This is a genomic window from Actinoallomurus sp. NBC_01490 (genome assembly GCF_036227085.1).
GTDB classification, from domain to species: Bacteria; Actinomycetota; Actinomycetes; order Streptosporangiales; family Streptosporangiaceae; genus Actinoallomurus; species Actinoallomurus oryzae.
In genome coordinates, this window is the sequence record NZ_CP109433.1 from 11,096,784 (window position 1) to 11,115,801 (window position 19,018).

Annotated in this window: 17 protein-coding genes; 7 read left to right on the forward strand and 10 right to left on the reverse strand. The window is 70.5% G+C overall.

Going from position 1 to position 19,018, the window contains the following annotated elements:
- Window positions 1-75 precede the first annotated feature (75 nt).
- Genes OG417_RS51215 through dmpG form a run of 3 tightly spaced genes read left to right on the forward strand, consistent with a single transcriptional unit; the run spans window position 76 to window position 2,854 of the window.
- Entirely contained in the window at window positions 76-897 is an 822-nt protein-coding gene (locus OG417_RS51215) for a 2-keto-4-pentenoate hydratase (protein WP_329246204.1), read from the forward strand.
- Window positions 894-1,841 carry an acetaldehyde dehydrogenase (acetylating) gene (locus OG417_RS51220; RefSeq protein ID WP_329246206.1) on the forward strand — a complete coding sequence of 316 codons (948 nt, stop codon included), beginning with the start codon at window positions 894-896 and terminating at the stop codon, window positions 1,839-1,841. The genes OG417_RS51215 and OG417_RS51220 overlap by 4 nt, the downstream gene beginning before the upstream one ends.
- Window positions 1,838-2,854 carry a 4-hydroxy-2-oxovalerate aldolase gene (gene dmpG / locus OG417_RS51225; RefSeq protein WP_329246209.1) on the forward strand — a complete coding sequence of 339 codons (1,017 nt, stop codon included), beginning with the start codon at window positions 1,838-1,840 and terminating at the stop codon, window positions 2,852-2,854. The genes OG417_RS51220 and dmpG overlap by 4 nt, the downstream gene beginning before the upstream one ends.
- Before the next feature lie 4 nt (window positions 2,855-2,858).
- Here the strand turns inward: dmpG and OG417_RS51230 are convergent, their stop codons facing one another.
- The 9 genes from OG417_RS51230 to OG417_RS51270 all read right to left on the reverse strand — a co-directional run bounded on the left by OG417_RS51230 (window position 2,859) and on the right by OG417_RS51270 (window position 13,576).
- Window positions 2,859-3,503 (reverse strand): TetR/AcrR family transcriptional regulator, encoded by a 645-nt coding sequence (locus OG417_RS51230; protein ID WP_329246212.1) that lies wholly within the window; start codon window positions 3,501-3,503, stop codon window positions 2,859-2,861.
- A gap of 67 nt (window positions 3,504-3,570) precedes the next feature.
- The gene (locus tag OG417_RS51235) at window positions 3,571-5,895 is read right to left on the reverse strand and encodes a hydantoinase B/oxoprolinase family protein (protein WP_329246215.1); all 2,325 of its coding nucleotides are present in this window, start codon (window positions 5,893-5,895) and stop codon (window positions 3,571-3,573) included.
- Between the two features lie 11 nt (window positions 5,896-5,906).
- Window positions 5,907-8,009 (reverse strand): hydantoinase/oxoprolinase family protein, encoded by a 2,103-nt coding sequence (locus tag OG417_RS51240; protein ID WP_329246218.1) that lies wholly within the window; start codon window positions 8,007-8,009, stop codon window positions 5,907-5,909.
- Between the two features lie 21 nt (window positions 8,010-8,030).
- On the reverse strand, window positions 8,031-9,653 hold the full coding sequence (locus tag OG417_RS51245; protein ID WP_329246220.1) for an FAD-dependent monooxygenase: 1,623 nt from the start codon (window positions 9,651-9,653) through the stop codon (window positions 8,031-8,033).
- Window positions 9,650-10,426, reverse strand: coding sequence for an alpha/beta fold hydrolase (locus OG417_RS51250; protein ID WP_329246223.1), 777 nt, complete (start codon window positions 10,424-10,426; stop codon window positions 9,650-9,652). Before OG417_RS51250 ends, OG417_RS51245 begins: the two co-directional genes overlap by 4 nt.
- Window positions 10,423-11,049, reverse strand: a complete 627-nt coding sequence (locus OG417_RS51255) for a cysteine hydrolase family protein (protein ID WP_329246225.1) — start codon at window positions 11,047-11,049, stop codon at window positions 10,423-10,425. The genes OG417_RS51250 and OG417_RS51255 overlap by 4 nt, the downstream gene beginning before the upstream one ends.
- A gap of 70 nt (window positions 11,050-11,119) precedes the next feature.
- Entirely contained in the window at window positions 11,120-11,869 is a 750-nt protein-coding gene (locus OG417_RS51260; RefSeq protein ID WP_329246227.1) for a 3-hydroxybutyrate dehydrogenase, read from the reverse strand.
- Between the two features lie 11 nt (window positions 11,870-11,880).
- A complete protein-coding gene (locus tag OG417_RS51265; protein ID WP_329246230.1) occupies window positions 11,881-12,750 on the reverse strand; it encodes a VOC family protein in 870 nt (289 codons plus the stop codon).
- 7 nt (window positions 12,751-12,757) lie between these two features.
- Window positions 12,758-13,576 (reverse strand): alpha/beta fold hydrolase, encoded by an 819-nt coding sequence (locus OG417_RS51270; protein WP_329246233.1) that lies wholly within the window; start codon window positions 13,574-13,576, stop codon window positions 12,758-12,760.
- 223 nt (window positions 13,577-13,799) lie between these two features.
- On the opposite strand from OG417_RS51270, the gene OG417_RS51275 reads away from it, so the two are divergent.
- Window positions 13,800-14,642: an oxidoreductase gene (locus OG417_RS51275; protein ID WP_329246236.1), complete on the forward strand. Its 843-nt coding sequence runs from the start codon at window positions 13,800-13,802 to the stop codon at window positions 14,640-14,642.
- Window positions 14,642-15,256 (forward strand): TetR/AcrR family transcriptional regulator, encoded by a 615-nt coding sequence (locus OG417_RS51280; protein ID WP_329246240.1) that lies wholly within the window; start codon window positions 14,642-14,644, stop codon window positions 15,254-15,256. The genes OG417_RS51275 and OG417_RS51280 overlap by 1 nt, the downstream gene beginning before the upstream one ends.
- A gap of 210 nt (window positions 15,257-15,466) precedes the next feature.
- Here OG417_RS51280 and OG417_RS51285 read toward each other — a convergent pair whose 3' ends face one another.
- A complete protein-coding gene (locus tag OG417_RS51285) occupies window positions 15,467-16,015 on the reverse strand; it encodes a hypothetical protein (protein WP_329246243.1) in 549 nt (182 codons plus the stop codon).
- A 413-nt stretch (window positions 16,016-16,428) separates the two neighbouring features.
- Here OG417_RS51285 and OG417_RS51290 point away from each other — a divergent pair, with 413 nt between their 5' ends.
- Window positions 16,429-17,955 (forward strand): potassium/proton antiporter, encoded by a 1,527-nt coding sequence (locus OG417_RS51290; RefSeq protein ID WP_329246246.1) that lies wholly within the window; start codon window positions 16,429-16,431, stop codon window positions 17,953-17,955.
- Window positions 17,956-17,974: 19 nt separating this feature from the next.
- Complete coding sequence (locus tag OG417_RS51295; RefSeq protein WP_329246249.1) at window positions 17,975-18,931, forward strand: sodium:calcium antiporter; 957 nt, start codon at window positions 17,975-17,977, stop codon at window positions 18,929-18,931.
- Window positions 18,932-19,018: the final 87 nt, after the last annotated feature.

Consider the following 19,018-nt stretch of genomic DNA (forward strand, 5'->3'; position numbering starts at 1 on the left):
TCGTGGAAACGCGCGGCGGCCCACTGCCGCCTCTGCCTCAGCCCCGCCGACTCCCGTCCCCGGAGGTCCCCCCGCATGAGCGCTCCCGAGTTCGCCGATGCCGTGGCCAAGGCGGCGGCCGTCCTGGAGGAAGCCGCGCGCACCGGAACGCCCTGCCCCCCGGTGCGCTCGCTCCTGCCCGAGAGGGATGTCGAGGCCGCCTACGCCGTGCAGCGCCGGTACGTCGAGCGCGGCCTCGCCGAGGACCGGCGGCCGGTGGGCCGCAAGATCGGCCTGACCTCCCCCGCCGTTCAGCGTCAACTCGGCGTCGGCCAGCCGGACTTCGGCGTCCTGTTCGCCGACATGGCGGTGCCCGAGGGGCGGCCGATCGCTCCCGGGCGGCTGCTGCAACCCAAGGTCGAGGCGGAGGTCGCCCTGGTGCTGGGCGCCGATCTGCCGCACCGGGAACCGACCGTGGCCGATCTGCTGCGGGCCACGGCGTTCGCCCTGCCCGCGCTGGAGATCGTCGACAGCCGCATCGCCGACTGGGACATCACCATCGTCGACACCGTCGCCGACAACGCCTCGTGCGGCCTGTTCGTCCTGGGCGGCACGCCGGTGCCGCTGGACCGGGTCGACCTGCGCGCCGTGCGGATGACCCTGGAGAAGAACGGCGAGACGGTCTCGCGGGGAACCGGCGCCGACTGTCTGGGCAGCCCGCTCACCGCCGCCCTCTGGCTCGCCTCCACCCTCAGCGGCCTGGGCGACCCGCTGCGGGCGGGGGACGTCGTCCTGACCGGCGCGCTCGGCCCCATGGCGGTCGCGGCCGAGGGCGACGAGTTCACCGGGCGCATCGAAGGCCTCGGTACGGTCACCGCCGCGTTCGCGGCCTCCACGACGGAAGGAACCGGAGCATGACCACGAAGGTCGCCGTCATCGGATCGGGCAACATCGGAACCGACCTGATGATCAAGGTACTGCGCCTGTCCGAGTCGCTGGAGATCGCCGCCATGGCCGGCATCGACCCGGCGTCGGACGGCCTGGCCCGCGCCCGCAGGCTGAAGGTCGCCACCACCCACGAGGGCGTGGACGGCCTGGTGAAGCTGGACGAGTTCGCGGACGTGTCGATCGTCTTCGACGCGACCTCCGCCGGCGCCCACCGGCGCCATGACGAGATCCTGCGTCCGCTGGGGCGCACGATCGTCGACCTCACCCCCGCCGCGCTCGGCCCGTACGTCGTGCCGCCGGTCAACGGTGACGCGCACCTGGACGCCGGCAACGTCAACATGGTCACCTGCGGAGGCCAGGCCACCATCCCGATCGTCGCCGCGGTCGCCGCCGTCACACCCGTGCACTACGCGGAGATCGTCGCCTCGATCTCCGCGCGCTCGGCGGGTCCTGGGACGCGGGCCAACATCGACGAGTTCACCGAGACGACCTCCGCGGCCATCGAGCGGGTCGGCGGCGCCGCCCGCGGCAAGGCGATCATCATCCTCAATCCGGCCGAGCCCCCGCTGATCATGCGTGACACCGTGCACTGCCTGATCGGAGACTGCGACGAGACCGCGGTCATCGCCGCGGTGGAGGAGATGGCCGCACGCGTCCAGACCTACGTGCCGGGTTACCGCCTCAAGCAGAAAGTGCAGTTCGACCGCGTCGCCCCCGACGATCCCCTGCGTTCGCTCCTCCCGGCGGCCTCCCGCTCCGATCAGACCACGAAGGTGTCGGTGTTTCTCGAAGTGGAAGGCGCCGCCCACTACCTGCCCGCCTATGCCGGCAACCTCGACATCATGACCTCGGCCGCCCTGCGCACCGCCGAACGCCTGGCCGCACACCGCGCCGCGGAGGTGGCGGCCCGATGACCTCCCTTTACCTCCAGGACGTGACCCTCCGGGACGGCATGCACGCCGTTCGCCACCGGTACACCATCGACCAGGCCCGCACCATCGCCGCCGCCCTCGACGCCGCCGGGGTCGCCGCGATCGAGATCGCCCACGGCGACGGGCTCTCCGGCTCCAGCGTCACCTACGGCGTCGGCGCCCACACCGACTGGGAATGGATCGAGGCCGTCTGCGACTGCGTCACCCGTGCCGTGCCCACCACGCTGCTGCTGCCCGGAATCGGCACGCTACGTGACCTGAAGCAGGCGCACGCGCTCGGCATCCGATCGGTCCGGGTGGCCACTCACTGCACCGAGGCCGACGTCTCCGCCCAGCACATCGCCGCCGCCCGCGAGCTGGGCATGGACGTGGCCGGCTTCCTGATGATGTCCCACATGGCCGAGCCGGCCGACCTCGCCCGCCAGGCCAAACTGATGGAGTCCTACGGCGCCCGCTGCGTCTACGTCACCGACTCCGGCGGCCGCCTCACCATGGACGGCGTACGCGACCGTTTCCGCGCCTACCGCGACGTCCTCGACCCGGCCACCGAACTCGGCATCCACGCCCACCACAACCTCGGCCTGGGCGTGGCCAACTCGGTCGTCGCCGTCGAGAACGGCGCCGTCCGCGTCGACGCCTCCCTCGCCGGGCAGGGCGCGGGGGCCGGCAACTGCCCGCTGGAGGCATTCGTGGCGGTCGCCGACCTGATGGGCTTCGAGCACGGCTGCGAGCTTTTCCCCCTGATGGACGCCGCGGACGACGTCGTACGCCCTCTCCAGGACCGCGAGGTGCGGGTGGACCGTGAGACGCTCACCCTGGGCTACGCAGGCGTGTACTCCAGCTTCCTGCGGCACGCCGAGGCCGCCGCCCGCCGATACGGCATCGACGCCCGGACGATCCTGGTCGAGGTCGGACGGCGCAAGATGGTCGGCGGCCAGGAAGACATGATCACCGACATCGCCCTCGACCTCGCCGCGGCACGCACTCGCGTCTGAGAGGTCAGGAGCCGTGCCCTGATCCGCGGTTTCGCTGTTCTGCGAGACCGCGGATCAGGGACACGAAGGCGGCGACGTGCGAGCTGTAGGTCACGCCGTCGAAGCTGTTGGTCACCGACAGCCCGTCGGTCATGGCCCGCCCGAGCACGGCCAGTTGGTCCACGAAGGCCTCGTCGACCTCGCCGCCGTTCGGCGCGAAGATCGGTGTGAGGGCCTCCACCCAGGAGGCGTGCGCGTAGTCGCGGATGCGACGCACGGTCTTCCGCACCGGCTCCGTGTCCTTGTGCGGGCCGACGCTGATGGCCAGCAGGATGCGGAGGTATTCGGGCCGCCGGTCGAGGGAGTCGCACGCCGCCGTGACCCACGTCTCGAAGCGCTCCAGCGGCTCGCGGTCGTCGAACGACGACGGGTTCGGGAACAAGGCGTGCAGCTCATCGAAGGTGCGGTCGAGCAGCGCCGCCAGGACACCGAGCTTGTTGCCGAAGTGGTAGTAGATCGAACTGGCCGGCAGCCCGGACTGCGCGCTCAGGTCCGAGATGGCCATGCCGTCGTACCCTCTGCTCGTGATGAGGGCCCGAGCCGCGTTCAGGATGAGGTCACGGCTGTTCGAGCCGACAACAGGCGCTGCAGAGTTGGATTCCCTCACCACCAGTCAATGATAGGGCGAACGGCACGGCCTCCCGGTCGTCGGTGAGCGGCGTGCGACCGTGAGACGGTCACGTCCAGCTTCGGTAGTCGTCGTCGGGCAGCGGGTGATGCGAGGGAACCACCCGGGAGTAGACGGCGGTCAGGCAGCCGGGGCAGAAGAGCTGACGGAAGACGATCTCCGCGTCGACGTACACCGACGGGTCGCGCCAGATGTGCGGGCCGGCATCGGCGGGGGCCGCGTCGCGGCGGGCCAGCGCCTCGGCGAACGCTCCGCCGGCGAGCGGCCCGATCCGCGTGCCGCAGTGGGTGCACACGACGGTCCCGCCGTCCGAGGATTCCAGGACGGCGAGGTTGTCGTCGAGCCGGCGGGCGCCGCTCAGAGCCGGCGCGCCGATCGGGGCGGGCCGCGTGCCGGGCAGGCCGGAGCCGGTCGCGCGCTGCTGCCGGAGCTTCGCGCGCGTCTCGTCGGTCGCGGTCGGGTCGACCTCGCCGTCCTCCCGGAGGACGACGCCGTAGACGTCCCGCGCGGCCTCCGGCGAGACGCGGGCGTGCAGCACGTCGTCCCGCACGTTCGCGGACGGGCGGAGCAGCGGGTCGCCGTAGCCGCCGCCCGCCTGCCAGTGCAGGTAGAGCGCGTCGCCGGGGCCGAGGTACGACTCCCCCTCGCAGGGCAGCACCTCGATGTCACCGCCGAGCTCGTCCAGGCCGGCCGGGATGGCCGTCGCTCCGGCGAGACGGGGCACGTCGATGCCGCGCACCACCAGATCGAGCTGGGAGTTGCCCGGATGTCCCCCGGCCAGGCCGACGTTCTGGTTCGCGGCCTTGCCGGTGCCGGACACGACCAGCGACATCGTCCCGGTCTGGTCCGGGTGCTGCACGTAGCAGACCGAGCCGCTCATCCCGCCGCGCTGCCGCCCCGGTCCGCCGGAGTCGGTCTGCTCGCGGCGCCACAGGGCGACGAGGGGATACAGGTACTCGGTCATCTCCACGTCGGGTGCCCGCGCGGACGGGATGATGAGCCTCCCACCGGTGTCCACGCCGTCGTAGTGCACCTGGGCGCCGTAGCCGCCGGCCATGACGTCGAAGACGGGCGATACGAACCCTTTGCGGGCGCCGCCCCGGACGTCGACGCCGGACACCACGCACAGATCGGTGGTGCCGTTGCAGATCGACTGCACGTCGCCGCGGCGCGCCGGTTCGGCATCCAGCATCTTGGCGAGCACCTCGGCGACGAGGTTGCCGGCTCCCCACGCCGGCCCGAACGGTCCCTTGCCGACGGCGGCCGGGAACGAGGCGTTGGTGATGGTGTCCTCGTCGGTGATGATCTCGAAGCACCGCATGAGCCCGCCCGCCGCCCACGGGATGTCCCCCGCCAGCAGCGGCAGCACGGTGAAGACGATCCCGGCGCGCAGCCCCGGGTAGGGGCAGTTGATGATGCCGGTCTGCCCGGCCGTCCCGCGGAAGTCGAAGACGAGGCGGTCGCGTTCCTTCGTCATGGCCACCCTGATGGCGTGGAGGCCGCGGTCGCCGGTGTGCGCCTGCTCCTGATAGCCCACCGCGGTCCAGGTGCCGTCGGGCAGGGTTTCGAGCTTGGCTCGCAGGCGGCGCTCGGCGTCGTTCATCATCCGGCGCATGACGGCCTTGACGGTGTCGGCGCCGTACTTGGCGACGAGCCGCAGGATCTGCTCGCCCGCGTTCTTGTTGGCGGCGATCTTGGCCCGCAGATCGAGCCCCACCAGGTGTGGAAGGCGCGACCGGCGTACCCAGGCGTCGGCGATGTCGCGCTGCAGCACGCCGTCACGTACGACCTTGACCGGTGGTGTGGGCAGCGCCTCGCCGAACACGTCGTGCGCCGACGGGCTGAAGGAGCCGGGACGCGGGCCGCCCAGGTCGACCTGGTGGGCGATGGCCGTGGTCCAGGCGAACAGCTTGCCGTCGTGGAAGATCGGGGCCAGGACGGCGGCGTCGTTCTGGTGGAGCCCGCCGCCGATCCACGGGTCGTTGCACAGGAACATGTCGCCTTCGGCGATGCCCGGGTTGTCGCTGCGATGCTGGAGCGTCCAGGTGACGGCGAGGTCCATGGACCCGATCAGCCCGATGTTGTAGGTGCCGACCTGGACCTGCTCACCGAGCTCATCGCAGATGGAGAAGTTGAAGTCGTTGGACTCGGTGACGACGTGCGAGCCCGACATCCTGCGCAGCGTCTCGCCCATTTCCTGGGTGATCGCCCACAGCCGGTGCCGGACGACCTCGTACGTCAGGGCGTTGACCTGATGCGTCTGCTCGTCGTCGATCTGGTGGAGCGGCAGCCGGGGCGAGATCCGGCTGAGCAGTTCCGCCCGGGGCAGGGGCCGGCTGGTGAACTCATCCGACCCGGGAATGGTGGATTTCATGGGGATGGTCCTCACTGGTAGCTCAGTACGAGGTTGCCGAGACGGTCGACGCGGCCCGTGACTCCGGCGGGGACCACCACCACGGTGGTCGGCACCTCGACGACGGCCGGTCCCACCAGCTCGTGACCCGCGCGCAGTCGTGCGTAGTCGTAGACGGGAGTGGGCACGAAGCCGGTCTGCGAGTCCAGGCAGACGGGGCGTTCTTCGACCAGCGCCTCGGACGCGTCGGTTCCGTCGGCCTGCTCGATGTCCGGCAGTACGACGGGAAAGCCCAGCGTGGCCTTGGCCCGTACGCGATAGGTGATCGCCTGCACGCCGGCCTCGCGGTAGCCGGCCCCGGATCCGTTGATGCGCTCGTACTGTTCCTCGAAGCGTTCGAGGATCTCCTCGCCGGTGCGCTCGGTGAGCCGCGTGTCGGGAATGGTGACCGCGAGCTCGTTGACCTGCATCGAGTAGCGCAGGTCGATCTCGCGTTGCAGCGTGACGTCGTGGAACTTCACCTTCTGGCGGTCGAGCGCGCGCTGCAGCTCGGCTTCGAGCCGGGTGTAGTGCGACTCGAGCGCCCGGTGGTCGATCGGGAAGGCCGACGGATCGGACAGCTCGGTGCTCACGGCGACGTCCGAGGCCGCGAGCCCGTACGCGGAGAAGGCGGAGGCGACGGGGCCGAGAGGCACGACCACCTCACTCACCCCCAGGTCACGGCAGTAGCCGGCGCAGTGGGCGGGACCGGCGCCGCCGAACGCGTAGGCGACGAAGTCACGGGGGTCGTGGCCGGCCTGCACCACGGCCCGCCGGAGGAGGTCTCCCGCCTGCGCGTTCTGCACCTCGTGGATGGCGATGGCCGCTTCCTCGACCGTCAGCCCGAGCGGCGTGGCCACGTGCTCCTCGATGGCCTGCCGTGCGAGGTCCATCCGCAGCGGCTTCCTGCCACCGAGCAGTCCGCGCTCGCTCAGGATTCCGAGGACCAGATTGGCGTCGGTGTTGGTGGGCCGGGTGCCGCCGTTTCCGTAGCAGGCCGGGCCGGGAACGGCCTCGGCGCTCTGCGGGCCCAGCCGCAGGTTCCCACCGGTGTCCACCGACGCGAGCGCCCCGCCGCCGGAGCCGATGGTGTGCACCCGTATGGTCGCCGCGTTGATCGGGAACTGGTTCACGATGGAGCCCGGCGCCATGACCGGTTCCCCGTCGACGATCAGTCCGGCGAGGAACGTGGTGCCGCCGACGTCGGTGGTGATGACGTTGCGGTGCCCGAGCTGCTCGGCCAGGCGCATTCCGCCGATGACGCCGCCCGACAGCACGGAGCCGACGGTGGTGATGGCCTGTTCCGGCGCGCGCTCGGCGGTAATGGTCCCGCCCTCGCTCTGCATGACCAGAAGAGGCCCCTTGAGGCCCCCGTGCTCCAGCCGCTGCTGGAGGGGGGTCAGGTAGCTGCGCAGCCGCGGGCCCACCTGGGCGTTCATGATGGTGGTGGAGGTGCGCGCGAACTCCCGGATGCGCGGGCTGACCTCCGAGGAGAGCGTCACGTACAGCTCCGGGTCGATCTCGTGGATCAGCTCCCGGACCCGCCGTTCGTGGGCGTCGTTCTTGAACGACCACAGCAGGCAGACCGCGATCGCCTCGACTCCCTGGTCGACGAGGGACCGCGCGACCTCGCGGACCTCGTCCTCGTCGAGGGGTACGAGGACCCGGCCGGCGTAGTCGATCCGCTCGGTGACCTCAAGGGCGCGGTATTTCGGGATCAGGGCGGCCGGTTTGCGCCGGCGCAGGGTGTCCTGGATCTCGTGCGCCGACCTGCCGAGGGTACGGCCCTCGGCGTTCATGATGTAGATCGAGTCCCGGTGTCCCTTGGTGGCGATGAGCCCCACGTCGGCGACCGTCCCCTGGACGAGGGCGTTGATCGACGCCGTGGTGCCGTGCGCGATGTAGTCGGTCTGCGTGAGCAGCTCCTCGACGCCGATCCCGAGTTCGCCCGCGAGTTCCTCGATCGCGTTGAGGACGCCGATCTCGCGGTGGGACGGGGTCGTCGGGGTCTTGGCCGACACGATCCGGCCGGCGCCGTCGGAGGCGACGGCGTCGGTGAACGTACCGCCGACGTCGATGCCCAGTGCGTATGGCATGTGCTTTCTCCTCACGATGTGTCACCGCTGCTGGGAAACGAAGCGCCCGGTGGCCGTCCGCAGCAGCTCGCCGGGGCGGGCGTCCGCACCACCGATCCAGGCGACGTGCTGGTCGGGGCGTACGAGCAGGAGCGGCCCGGGGTAACGATCGGGCGGCAGCCCGGGCAGGTCGACCACCGTCAGCGGGATGCCCAGCTCGCTCGCGGCGCCGGTCCAGGCGGTCACCTCGATGCCGGTGTCGGTTCGCAGGAGCGTGAAATCCGTCCCCAGCACGTCGAGTACCGACCGGGTGTCGTCCAGCCAGACATGGGGCAGCCGGAAACCCGCCTGGGCCCGTTGCTCGTAGCCGCCCATGTCGATGGCGACCTGATCCGCGCCGCCGATCACGAGCGGGGAACCGGCATAGTGGTATCCGAAACTGAAACCGTCGGGTGAGTACCGGTGCGGTTCCGTGGCCGCCAGCCGTCGCGCGAGCTCGGCACGGGCGCGCGTGCCCTCCGCGCCGGGCAGGTGGATGTCGGGTGAGACGTCCGCGAGTGAGGCGCGAGCGGCCCTGCCCACCGCGCGGGCGAACTGCTCGCCGACCGGCTTGCGCTCCAGCTCGTAGGCGGTGAGCAGGTCCGCGGGCGCCCACCCGTGGTGGACCGCGGCCAGCATCCAGGCCAGCGTCGCCGCGTCCTGGATGCCGGCGTTCATGCCGAATCCGCCGACGGGGATCCAGATGTGCGCGGCGTCCCCGGCCAGGAACACCCTTCCCTCGTGGTACCGCTCGGCCACGAGCCGGCGGCCGGTCCAGCGCACGACGCCGAGCACCTCGTGCTCGACGGAGCCGCCGACCGCCTCCCGGAGAAGCCGTTCGGGGTCCTCGCCCTCCGTGTCGTGGCCGGGATCGAAGGCCACGTGGTTGAGCCACAGGTCGCGCCCGTCGATCGCGATGATGGACGCGGGCCGGCGTCCGTAGGTCCAGTAGGTCCAAGCCCGGTCCCGGGCCGCGAGACGGCCCAGCTCCGGTGACCGGACGAACGTCGACACGAACTTCCGGATGGCGTCGACGCCCTGGTAGCGGATCCCGAGGTGCCGCCGGACGGCGCTGTGGGCGCCGTCGCAGCCGACGACGTAGTCGCAGTGCAGGACCCGGGTCCCGGCGGTGGACTCCACCACCGCCTCGACCTGGTCCTCGTCCTGCCGTAGCCCGGTCAGCCGGGTGCCGCGTTCGAGGGTCAGCCCGGGAAGGCTCTTCGCGTGCCGCTCCAGGACGGGTTCGAGGAACAGTTGCGAGATCCGGTGCTGCGGTTCCGGCGTGGGCCAGCGGTCCTTGCCCGCACCCGCCAGCACCTCCCCGGCGGAGGGCAGGTCGATGCGGAAGATCTCCTCGCCGCGCATGCTCGTGCGGTACTGGATCGATGTCGGGTAATCCTCCGGCAGGCCGGTGCGCCGGATGTCGCCGGAGAGCCCGAGCCGTCGAAAGATCTCCATCGACCGGGCGGAGGTGGTGTTGCACCGTGGGTTGACGGTGCGCCGCTCCGCCGCCTCCACGACATGGCACACGACGCCTCGCCGTGCGAGATCGATGGCAAGGGTCAGGCCGGTGGGCCCGGCCCCCACGATGAGGACACCGACGCGTTCGCTTGCTGGTCGTTTCATGTGTTCACGAAGTCTTCCACCAGGTCACAGAACTCTTCCGGCCGGTCGACGTGGATCCAGTGCCCGGCGCCCGCCACGACCTCGAGGCGCCCGTACGGCAGCGCGTCGGCGAGCCGCGCGGAGACCTCGACCGGCGCGACCTGGTCGTGTTCCCCGTGCAGGGCCAGCACCGGGCAGCCGATGCTCGCGAGGTCGACAGGTGGCGGCCCGTCGGCGACATCGGCGAACATCGCCCGGAAGTCCGCCTCCGCGCCGGGACGCAGCGCCTGACGTACCCGCAGGTCCGCGAGTTCGTCGAGCAGCTCGGGGTGCGCGCTCTCGTCCGCGACCAGCCGGGCGAGCGTGGCGCGCATGGAATCCCTCGTGGGCCGGTCGTAGAACGGGACGGCGGCCGGCAGCGGTCCGGTGCCCGCGCCGCCCATGAGAACGGCGCGCCCGACCCGCTCCGGCGCCTCGGCCATGAGGGCCAGGGCCGCCGCGCCGCCCGCGGCCGAATTGCCGACGAGGTGGACACGGGCCATGCCGGACCGGTCGAGCAGCTCCAGCACCTGCTGGGCGCGGGCTCGCGCCCAGGCGCGCGGGCCGCGTGGGCGCCCCGCACCCGCGGCGTCCGTGATCCGCGTGCCGAAGCCGAGCAGGTCGGGGGCCAGGCACTGGAACCGGGACGTGAGCCTGGGCCACACCGTCGCCCAGTTGCTCGCGGCGTCGACCCCCGGCCCGCCACCGTGGAGCAGGACGAGGCCGGTGTCGCCCGCCGTCTCCGGCCCCGTCACGGCAGCCGCGACAGATACTCGTCGGTGCCGACGACCTCCGACGACGTCAGGGTCATCACCCGCAGCGCCGCCTGATGCATGTCAGCGGCGGACATGGTGCCGAACCCCAGATCGGGATAGTCGCACGAGGCGCACGCGTCCGCGAGCACCACGGACCGGAACCCGCGCTCCAGCGCACCGCGCGCCGTCCCCAGCACACAGCACTCGGTCGTCATCCCGGCGAGGACCACCGTCTCGACGTCGAGCCCGCGCAGCACCAGCTCCAGATCGGTGGCGTAGAAGGCGTTGTAGCGGTGCTTCTTGATCACCGGCTCACCCGGTCGCGGCGCCAGGTCGCGATGGATCTCCCCTCCCCGCTCGCCGTCGACCAGCGCCTGTCCGGCCGCGACGGGCGGATAGAGGTCGCGATGGATACCCATGTCGGCGCCGCCACGCCGGTGGACGTGGGCGGCGTAGAGCACGGGCATCCCGCGTTCGCGTACCGCGTGGAGGACCTTCTGGATGTTCGGTACGACGCGGCGGCCCTCGGGGAATTCCAGAGGCGCGCCCTCCTCCATGAAATCGTTCTGCATGTCGATGACGAGAACCGCCGTGCGGTCCACGTCGATCAAGGGTGCGGTCACCACGACCTCCTCCGCTCAGGGGTCTGTAGGGATGGATGTGCCGGGGCTCTCACCAGCCTCGGCGCGGCGGTCAGGAGGCGGACCATCCGCCGTCGAGCACCAGCCGGGTACCGGTGACCGAGGCAGCCTCCGGTGAGCACAGGTACGCGACCGCGCCGGCGACTTCCTCGGGCTCGATCAGCCGTTTCACCGCCGACCGCGCCAGCAGTACCTCCGAGACCACCTCGTCCACGCCGAGGCCGTGGACCTCTGCTTGATCCGCGAGCTGCCGTTCGACCAAGGGGGTACGGACATAGCCGGGGCACACGCAGTTGCTCGTGACACCGTGGACCGCGCCCTCGAGGGCGATGACCTTCGAAAGCCCTTCGAGGCCGTGTTTGGCGCTGACGTAAGCGGATTTGTACGCACTGGCACGGATGCCGTGCACGCTGGACATGTGGATGATCCGGCCCCAGCCCCGTTCGTACATGCCCGGGACGACCGCGCGGCTGAGCAGGAACGGGGCCTCGAGCATCAGCCTCAGCACGAAGGCGAACCGCTCCGGGCTGAACTGCTCGATCGGTGAGACGTGTTGCACCCCGGCGTTGTTGACGAGGATGTCCGCGTCCAGCCGCAGATCGGCCAGCTCGGCGGTCCGGCTCAGATCCAGGACCAGCGCCTCGCCGCCGACGCGCTCGGCCGTGCGTGCCGCACCGTCCGCGTCGACGTCGCACACCACCACGTGGGCGCCCAGAGCGGCGAGCCGGCCCGCCACCGCCGCACCGATGCCGCTCGCGGCGCCGGTCACCACGGCGCGCCTGCCCGACAGGTCGGGAACCATCGGCGTGCCCATCACGAGGCCGGCGAGGCGAAGGGGTTGGCATCGGCGTGGTGATGCCCCCAGACGTCGGAGACCCCGAAATCATGCGGAATCCAGTCGTCGCCGACCTCGATGCCGCCCCAGCCGATCTCGAGGTGGAATCCGCTGGGGTTCTTGACGTAGAAGGAGACGGCCTTGTCGTTCATGTGCCGGCCCAGGCTGATCGAGATCGGAACTCCGTTGTGCTGAGCGCGGTCATAGGCGCGCCCGACGTCGTCGAGACAGCCGTGTTCGAGCTCGAGGTGATGGATCGAGGCCGATTCCGCGTGCGCCAGCGCGATGCTGTGGTGGGTGGAGTTGCAGCGGAAGAAGTAGAGGCCCGGCGCGCGATAGTCGGTCAGCCTGAACTCGAGCACCGATTCGTAGAGTTCGCGAAGCTCGGCGAGCTTCGGGCTGGCGAGTACGAGGTGACCGAGACCGATGACGCCGCGGCCCGCGCCTGCCGGGCGCGCGGCGTGCGTGCGGACCTTCGTCTCGCCGAGCACGAGCTCCACGCGGTATCCGACCGGATCGGTGAACCAGCGGAATTGCGTGGCGCCGCGCAGCCCCGCCTCGGTCGCCGACCCTTCCGCGACCGCGTAACCGGCGTCTGCCAACCGGCCGGTGAGCCTGTCGAGTTCGCGTGGTGAGTCGACGATCCACCCCACCTGCTTCGGCCTGTCCTCGGCGGCGGGATGCAGCGCGAGCCGGTACTTGAACTCGTCCAGCTCGGCGAGGGCCGCCTTCTCGCCGCCGGCCTCCTCGGTCGTGACGCCGACTCCCAGAGTGCGGCCGAGCAGGTCGGCCCAGGCGTCGACGTCGGTCACGTCGAGGCCGACGTACCCCAGCTTGCGAATGCCCATGGCGGTCTCACTCCTTCGGCGTGACACCCGCGGCGGCGCGCGTCAGGAACTCGCGAACGATGTGGTTGAACTCGGGCTCGCGCTCGTACTGCACCCAGTGGCGGCAGTTCGGCAGCACCCGCAGTTCGGCGTCGGGGATTCCGTTGAGGATCTTGGGAGCCCAGCTCAGCGGCACCGTCTGGTCCTCGCGCCCCCACAGCAGCAGCGTGGGCGCACCGATGAGACCCAGGTCCGGTGTCAGGTCGCCGAAGTTCGGGGGGACCGGCAGCTCGGGGTGCGCCCGCAGGCTCGACTCGTATCGCTCGTCGATGAGGGCGTCGGTGGCCAGGGTTTCGTCGTACACCATGAGGTGCACGAACCGGCTCATCGCTTCCCGTGAGGGTTTCTCCGCCGCCATGTAGCCGAAGAGGTGCTCCAACCCGACGGGCCACGGCGGTGCGTCCGTGGGAAGCACGCCACCGGGCGCCATGAGCACGAGCCGGTCGACCAGGTCGGGGTGGCTGATGGCGATTCGCATCGCGACGGCGCCGCCGTAGGAGTTGCCGACCAGATGAGCCCGGTCGATCCCGAGCGCCGTCATGGCCCGGACGACTCGGTCGGCCGCGTAGAAGATCAGCGGCTCATCCGTCGCGGGCCGCGGGGAACGGCCCCACCCGGGAAGATCCACCACGATGTTGCGGAAATCCTCGAAGGCCGGGAGATTCGCGCCGAAGTTGCTCATCCCCGTGGCGCCCGGCCCGGAGCCGTGCAGCCATACGACGGGAGCGCCCGCCCCGGACTCGGTGTAGGCCAGCTCGAGATCCCCGACATCCAGCGTGCTTGTCACAGGAGCACCATCCTTATGTATGTAACGCTCACTATACAAGATCGAATTTGCTCGCGACAGAGGTGACCGAGTGGCGGCAGTCGCTGACCAGGTGATCTGTATCCGCGGTCGCACGGGACGGCCCGAGACCGGAAATCTACACAGCGATGATAAAAATCGACATCGTGTAGAGTCTGTGATGAGGGAGCAACCTGGCCTCTCGGGAGTCTCCTCTGGAGGAGCAATGCAGAACTGGCTCATCACCGGCGTCAGCACGGGCCTCGGCCGTGCCTTCGCCCAGGCCGCCCTGACCGCCGGGCACGCCGTCGTCGGCACGGTCCGTTCCGAGGAGGACCTGCGGGCCTTCGAAGGGCTCAAACCCGGGCACGCGCACGGTCGCATCCTGGACGTGACGGACGACGACGCCGTCTCGAATGTGATCGCGGAGGTGGAGCAGAGCGTCGGCCCCCTGGACGTCGTCATCGCCAACGCCGGCTACGGCCTGGAGGGCATCTTTGAGGAGACCCCGCTGGCCGAGGTGCGGCGGCAGTTCGAGGTCAACGTATTCGGGACAGTGTCCACCCTGCGGGCGGCGCTGCCCCACATGCGCCGGCGCCGCCGCGGACACCTGATGGCCGTCACCTCCATGGGCGGGCTCATGGCCGTGCCCGGCATGTCCGCCTACTGCGGCAGCAAGTTCGCCCTGGAAGGCATCCTCGAAGCACTGGGCAAGGAGGTCGCACAGTTCGGGATCCACGTGACGGCGATCGAGCCCGGCTCCTTCCGCACCGACTGGGCCGGACGGTCCATGACACGCGCCCCGCAGACCATCGACGACTACGACGCGTTGTTCACCCCCATCCGTGAAGCGCGGCAGAAGGCGAGCGGGAACCAGCTGGGCAATCCGGCCAAGGCCGGGGACGCCATCGTGCACATCACGTCGGTCGACCGGCCGCCGGCCCACCTCGTCCTTGGCTCGGACGCGCTACGACTGGTCACCGCCGCGCGCACGGCCGTGGACGAGGACATTCGCGCGTGGGAGACGCTCTCCCGCACGACCGACTTCCCCGAGGGCGCTCAGCTCTGATGCCCGGCCACCACCACACGCGGAGCCGGCGCACCACCGAACGCAAGGGCGACGCCCGGGAGCGGGCCATCCTCGACACCTGCGAGGCCCTGCTGGCGCAGAAGGGCTACGAGGCCATGACCGTCGGCGACATCGCCCAGGGCGCCGGCATCACACGCGGCGCCCTGTACTTCTACTTCGGCTCCAAGCAGGAAGTGGTCACGGCACTCGTGGCCCGGACCGTCGAGCACCTGTGGGAGCGGTCCCGGGCCACCGCGCAGGCCGACGAGCCACGCCAGGCCATCGAAGCCGCCATGCGGCGCACGGTCGAGCTGTGGAACGAGCACGGCCTGGTCATGCGCACGGCGATCGACCTGTCGTTGACAGTGCCGGAGATCGGCGAGCTGTGGAGCCACACGGCTGTCTTGTTCATCACGGCCATCACCGCCGTCCTGGAACGCGCCGGCATCCAGCCCGGCACCGAACCAGAACAAGCCTCAGCGCTGGCAAGCGCCCTGTGCTGGATGATCGAGCGAACCTTCTACCACGCCTCGCAGGAGTCGCGCGAGGAATTGCAAAAAGCATCCGCGACCTGCGAACACATCTGGCTGACCAGCGCCGGTCTGGCCACCTGAATCCGGCTGCGACCCCGGCGTTCCCGAAGAAACTCCTCGCGCCGATCGCCTCGCGATCATCCCTCGGATGGGATGGGGATCCAGCTGTCCTGCCGAGAGGACACCGGCCACGCTCCGCGGATCAATGGTGGAGACGGCCGCTGATTTCGGACGCATCGCGCGCCGTTGCCCGGTTCCGTCGCGCGGATCCGGGCAACGGCGCGTCAGGGCTCAGCCCGTTACGGGCAGGTCCGTCGGGACCGGAGTCGGAACCGGCGCCGGGCTCGTCGGAGTGGACGGCGACGCGCTCGGGGTCGCCGTCGGCGTGGACGCGGTGCTGGTCGGGGAGGGCGTGGGGTGGCCCGTGCCGCCGCACTTGACCCAGAAGACCTTCTGCTTGGCCCGGCCGTTCTCACCGTTGAACGTCCAGTACAGCTTGTAGTGCCCGTTGGGAAGCTTGAGGTCGTTCGTGCGGCCGTGGCCGTCTTGGCCGAGGGGCAGCGTCCCGTGCAGCACCTCTGTCCGGTTCCCGGTGGGCGGCCAGGAGACGATACGCCAGGTGACCTGCTGGCCGCCGTCGAAGTGGAAGCCCACGAGGTAGAAGCCGCAGACCTTCGGCTCATTGCGCGGGTCGTCCGGCGAGGTGGTGGAGCGGTGGATCTTGACCGTTCCGTTGTCGCCCTTCGGCGAGTGCGCGGTGGCCCGGACGGCGGCGCCGGCGGTGCCCAGGCTCAGGACGGCGACCGAGACGGCTGCCGCGACCAGGGTCGTGGCACTCACCCGGGCATAGAACATGCGTGATGGTGGCATAACAGGACTCCATCGAGACAAGAAGAGGATCCCTTGGTGGGAGCGGAGGTACGGCCACCCGCGTAAGGCGGCTCTCCCCCGCTACTTGACCGTCGCGGGGACCGGCCGTGTCACCGATCCCACGGGGGCGTGGCGCTCGCGGATCAGTTCGTGACGATGACACGCCTTTGATCGGGCCGTGCGGCTCCCGTCAGCCGGGTGAGGATCGGGGCGCGGCAACACCGCGTGGTGTCCGCCAAGGCGGGCATTCGCCGGTTGCCCGCGCCGGTTATGTCGGGGTTCGGGCGTTAAAAATGCGTTAAGGTGACGGCGGGTGTGCCGGGAAGCCTGGTCGGCGGTTGTCTTCGCCGTTCGACGAAAAGAGACTTCCCGATGGTTTGGTCATGCTCGCCGAACGACAGGCCGTCCTGCTGATGGGCGCGGTCGAGTCGTACGGGCTGGCGGTCCTCGTCGCGGCGCTGGTCGGGTTGGCGGCGGTGCTGTCCAACCGGGTCAGCGAGCGGCTGCGGATTCCCACGCCCGCGTTCTTCCTCCTCGGTGCGGCTGTCGTCTCGGACCTGTGGCCGGCGGCGGGCCGGTTGTCATTCGCGACCGTGGAGCAGGTGGTCACGGTCGCACTCGCCATCATCTTGTTCGACGGTGGCATGCACATCGGCTGGAGACGGTTCCGCACGGCCGCCGTCGCGACGGTGTGGGTCGGTGTGGTCGGCACGCTGGTCACCGCCGGCGCCATCGCCGTCCTCGCCCACGTGCTGTTCGGTTTCGACTGGCATGTCGGCCTGCTGCTGGGCACCGCGCTGGCACCGACCGATCCCGCGGTGGTGTTCTCAGTACTCGGGCGACGCGAGATCACCGGCCGCAGCGGCGTGCTGCTCGAAGGAGAGTCCGGCGCCAACGACCCGGTCGGCATCGCGCTGCTGGTCGCCCTGCTCGGCGCCACCGGTACCGGGCTGAGCGCGGTCGGCGACGTGGCGTGGGAGTTCACGCTGCAGATGGCGGTGGGGGCGGCCGTGGGTGTCGCCGGTGGTCTGGCGTTGCCGTGGTTCATGCGCCGGGTACCGCTGCCGAGTGAGGGCCTGTACGCGCTGCGTGTGCTGGCGAGCGCGCTGGCCATCTATGGCGCGGCCACCGTCGCCCACGGTTCGGGCTTCCTTGCCGTCTTCGTCGCCGGCATCCTCCTCGGTGACGAGCGCGCACCGTACAAGCGCGAGATCACCAGTTTTCACTCTTCCCTGGCCAGTCTGGCCGAGATCGTCGCGTTCGTGATGCTCGGGTTGACCGTCCGGTTGCGGGATCTGCCGGACGGGCATGCCTGGCTGATCGGGCTGGTGCTGGCCGTGCTTCTCGCCTTCGTGATCCGGCCGCTGCTGGTCGGGGTGGTGCTGTGGCCGGTACGCCTCCGGTTCGGCGAGCGCGCTTTCGTGCTGTGGACCGGGCTGAAAGGCGCGGTGCCGATCCTGTTGGGTGCGTTCGTGGTGCAGGCCGGCACCAAGGACGCCGACCGCGTCTACGAGATCATCTTCGTGGTCGTGGCGTTCTCGGTCATCGTGCAAGGCGGGATGGTGCCCTCCCTGGCCCGGCGGCTCAAGGTGCCGCTGCGCACGATCGATCCCGAGCCGTGGAGCCTCGGCGTGCGCTTCCAGCACGAACCCCAGGGGTTGCACCGTTTCCAGGTCGCCGCCGGATCGCCGGCCGCCGGCACCGTGATCGACGACCTGCCGCTGGGTGAGGAGGCCTGGATCAGCTTCATCGTCCGCGATGGGCACCTCGTCCCGGCTCAGGCACAGACCCGCCTCCGGCCGGGCGATGAGATCGTCGTGTTGTCCGGCGATGAGGATGAGGCCGACCTCGCCGACCTCTTCACCCGGCAACCGGTGACCGCCGGGCGGCCTTCTCAGGCCGATTCGTAACGGCCGCGAAGCCATGGCTATGAGCCAGCACGCGATGCCGGTCACCGCAGCACTCGGCGTCGTCGGCATCGTCATGTTGTCGGTCGCCGCCGACCAGCTCGTGATCGGCGCCGCGCGGCTGGCCGCCCGGCTGGGCGTGGCCCCGATCGTGGTGGGCATCGTCGTGATCGGGGTCGGCACCAGCGCCCCCGAACTGCTGGTCTCGGCCACCGCCGCGCACGGCGGTCACGCGGAGCTGGCGATCGGCAACCTGACCGGCTCCAACGTTCTCAACCTCACGCTCGTCCTCGGGCTGGCCGCCCTCGTCGCGCCGCTGAGCGTCCGGTCGTCGGTCGTGCGCCGCGAAGCGCCGCTCGCCGTCGGCAGCGTCGCCCTCTTCACCGCGACGCTCGTGCTGCCCGGCCTCGACATCGCGGTGGGTGTGCTGCTGTCGGCCGTTCTCGCCGTCGCGTTCCTGCTGTTGGTCCGGACCTCGCGCGTGGGCTCGGACCCGCTGCCCGAAGAGGCGGGCGAGTTCGTCGACGGTGGAGCCGGCCACAATCTGCTCCGTGAGGGCGTACGGGCCGCACTCGGCCTGGCGGGAACCTTGGCCGGCGCCGAGCTTCTGGTGAGTAACGCCGCCGATTTCGCCGCCCGGCTGGGGGTCTCTCCACAGGTCATCGGGTTCACCCTCGTCGCGCTCGGCACATCGCTGCCCGAGCTGGTCACCTCGATCCAGGCCCAGCGCCGCGACGAAAGCGACCTCGTCGCCGGCAACCTGCTCGGCAGCACCGTGGTCAACAGCCTCGGCGGCGGAGCCGTGATCGCCCTCGCCCACCGCGGACACCCGGCCACCGGAAACCTCACAGTCAACCTGCTCATGGTCGCCATCGCCTGCCTGGTCTGGGCTCTCCTAGCGCGAGGGCACCGGCTGACGCGCCCCGAGGCGATCTTCCTCATTCTGTTGTACGGCGCCACACTGCCGCTACTCGCCTGAACCACCTGCTCGGACGCGGTTTGGCGGGTCTAGCGGGGGGCGCCGATGACGCTGACCCGCGATCCGCCCAGCAGCCTGACGTATGGC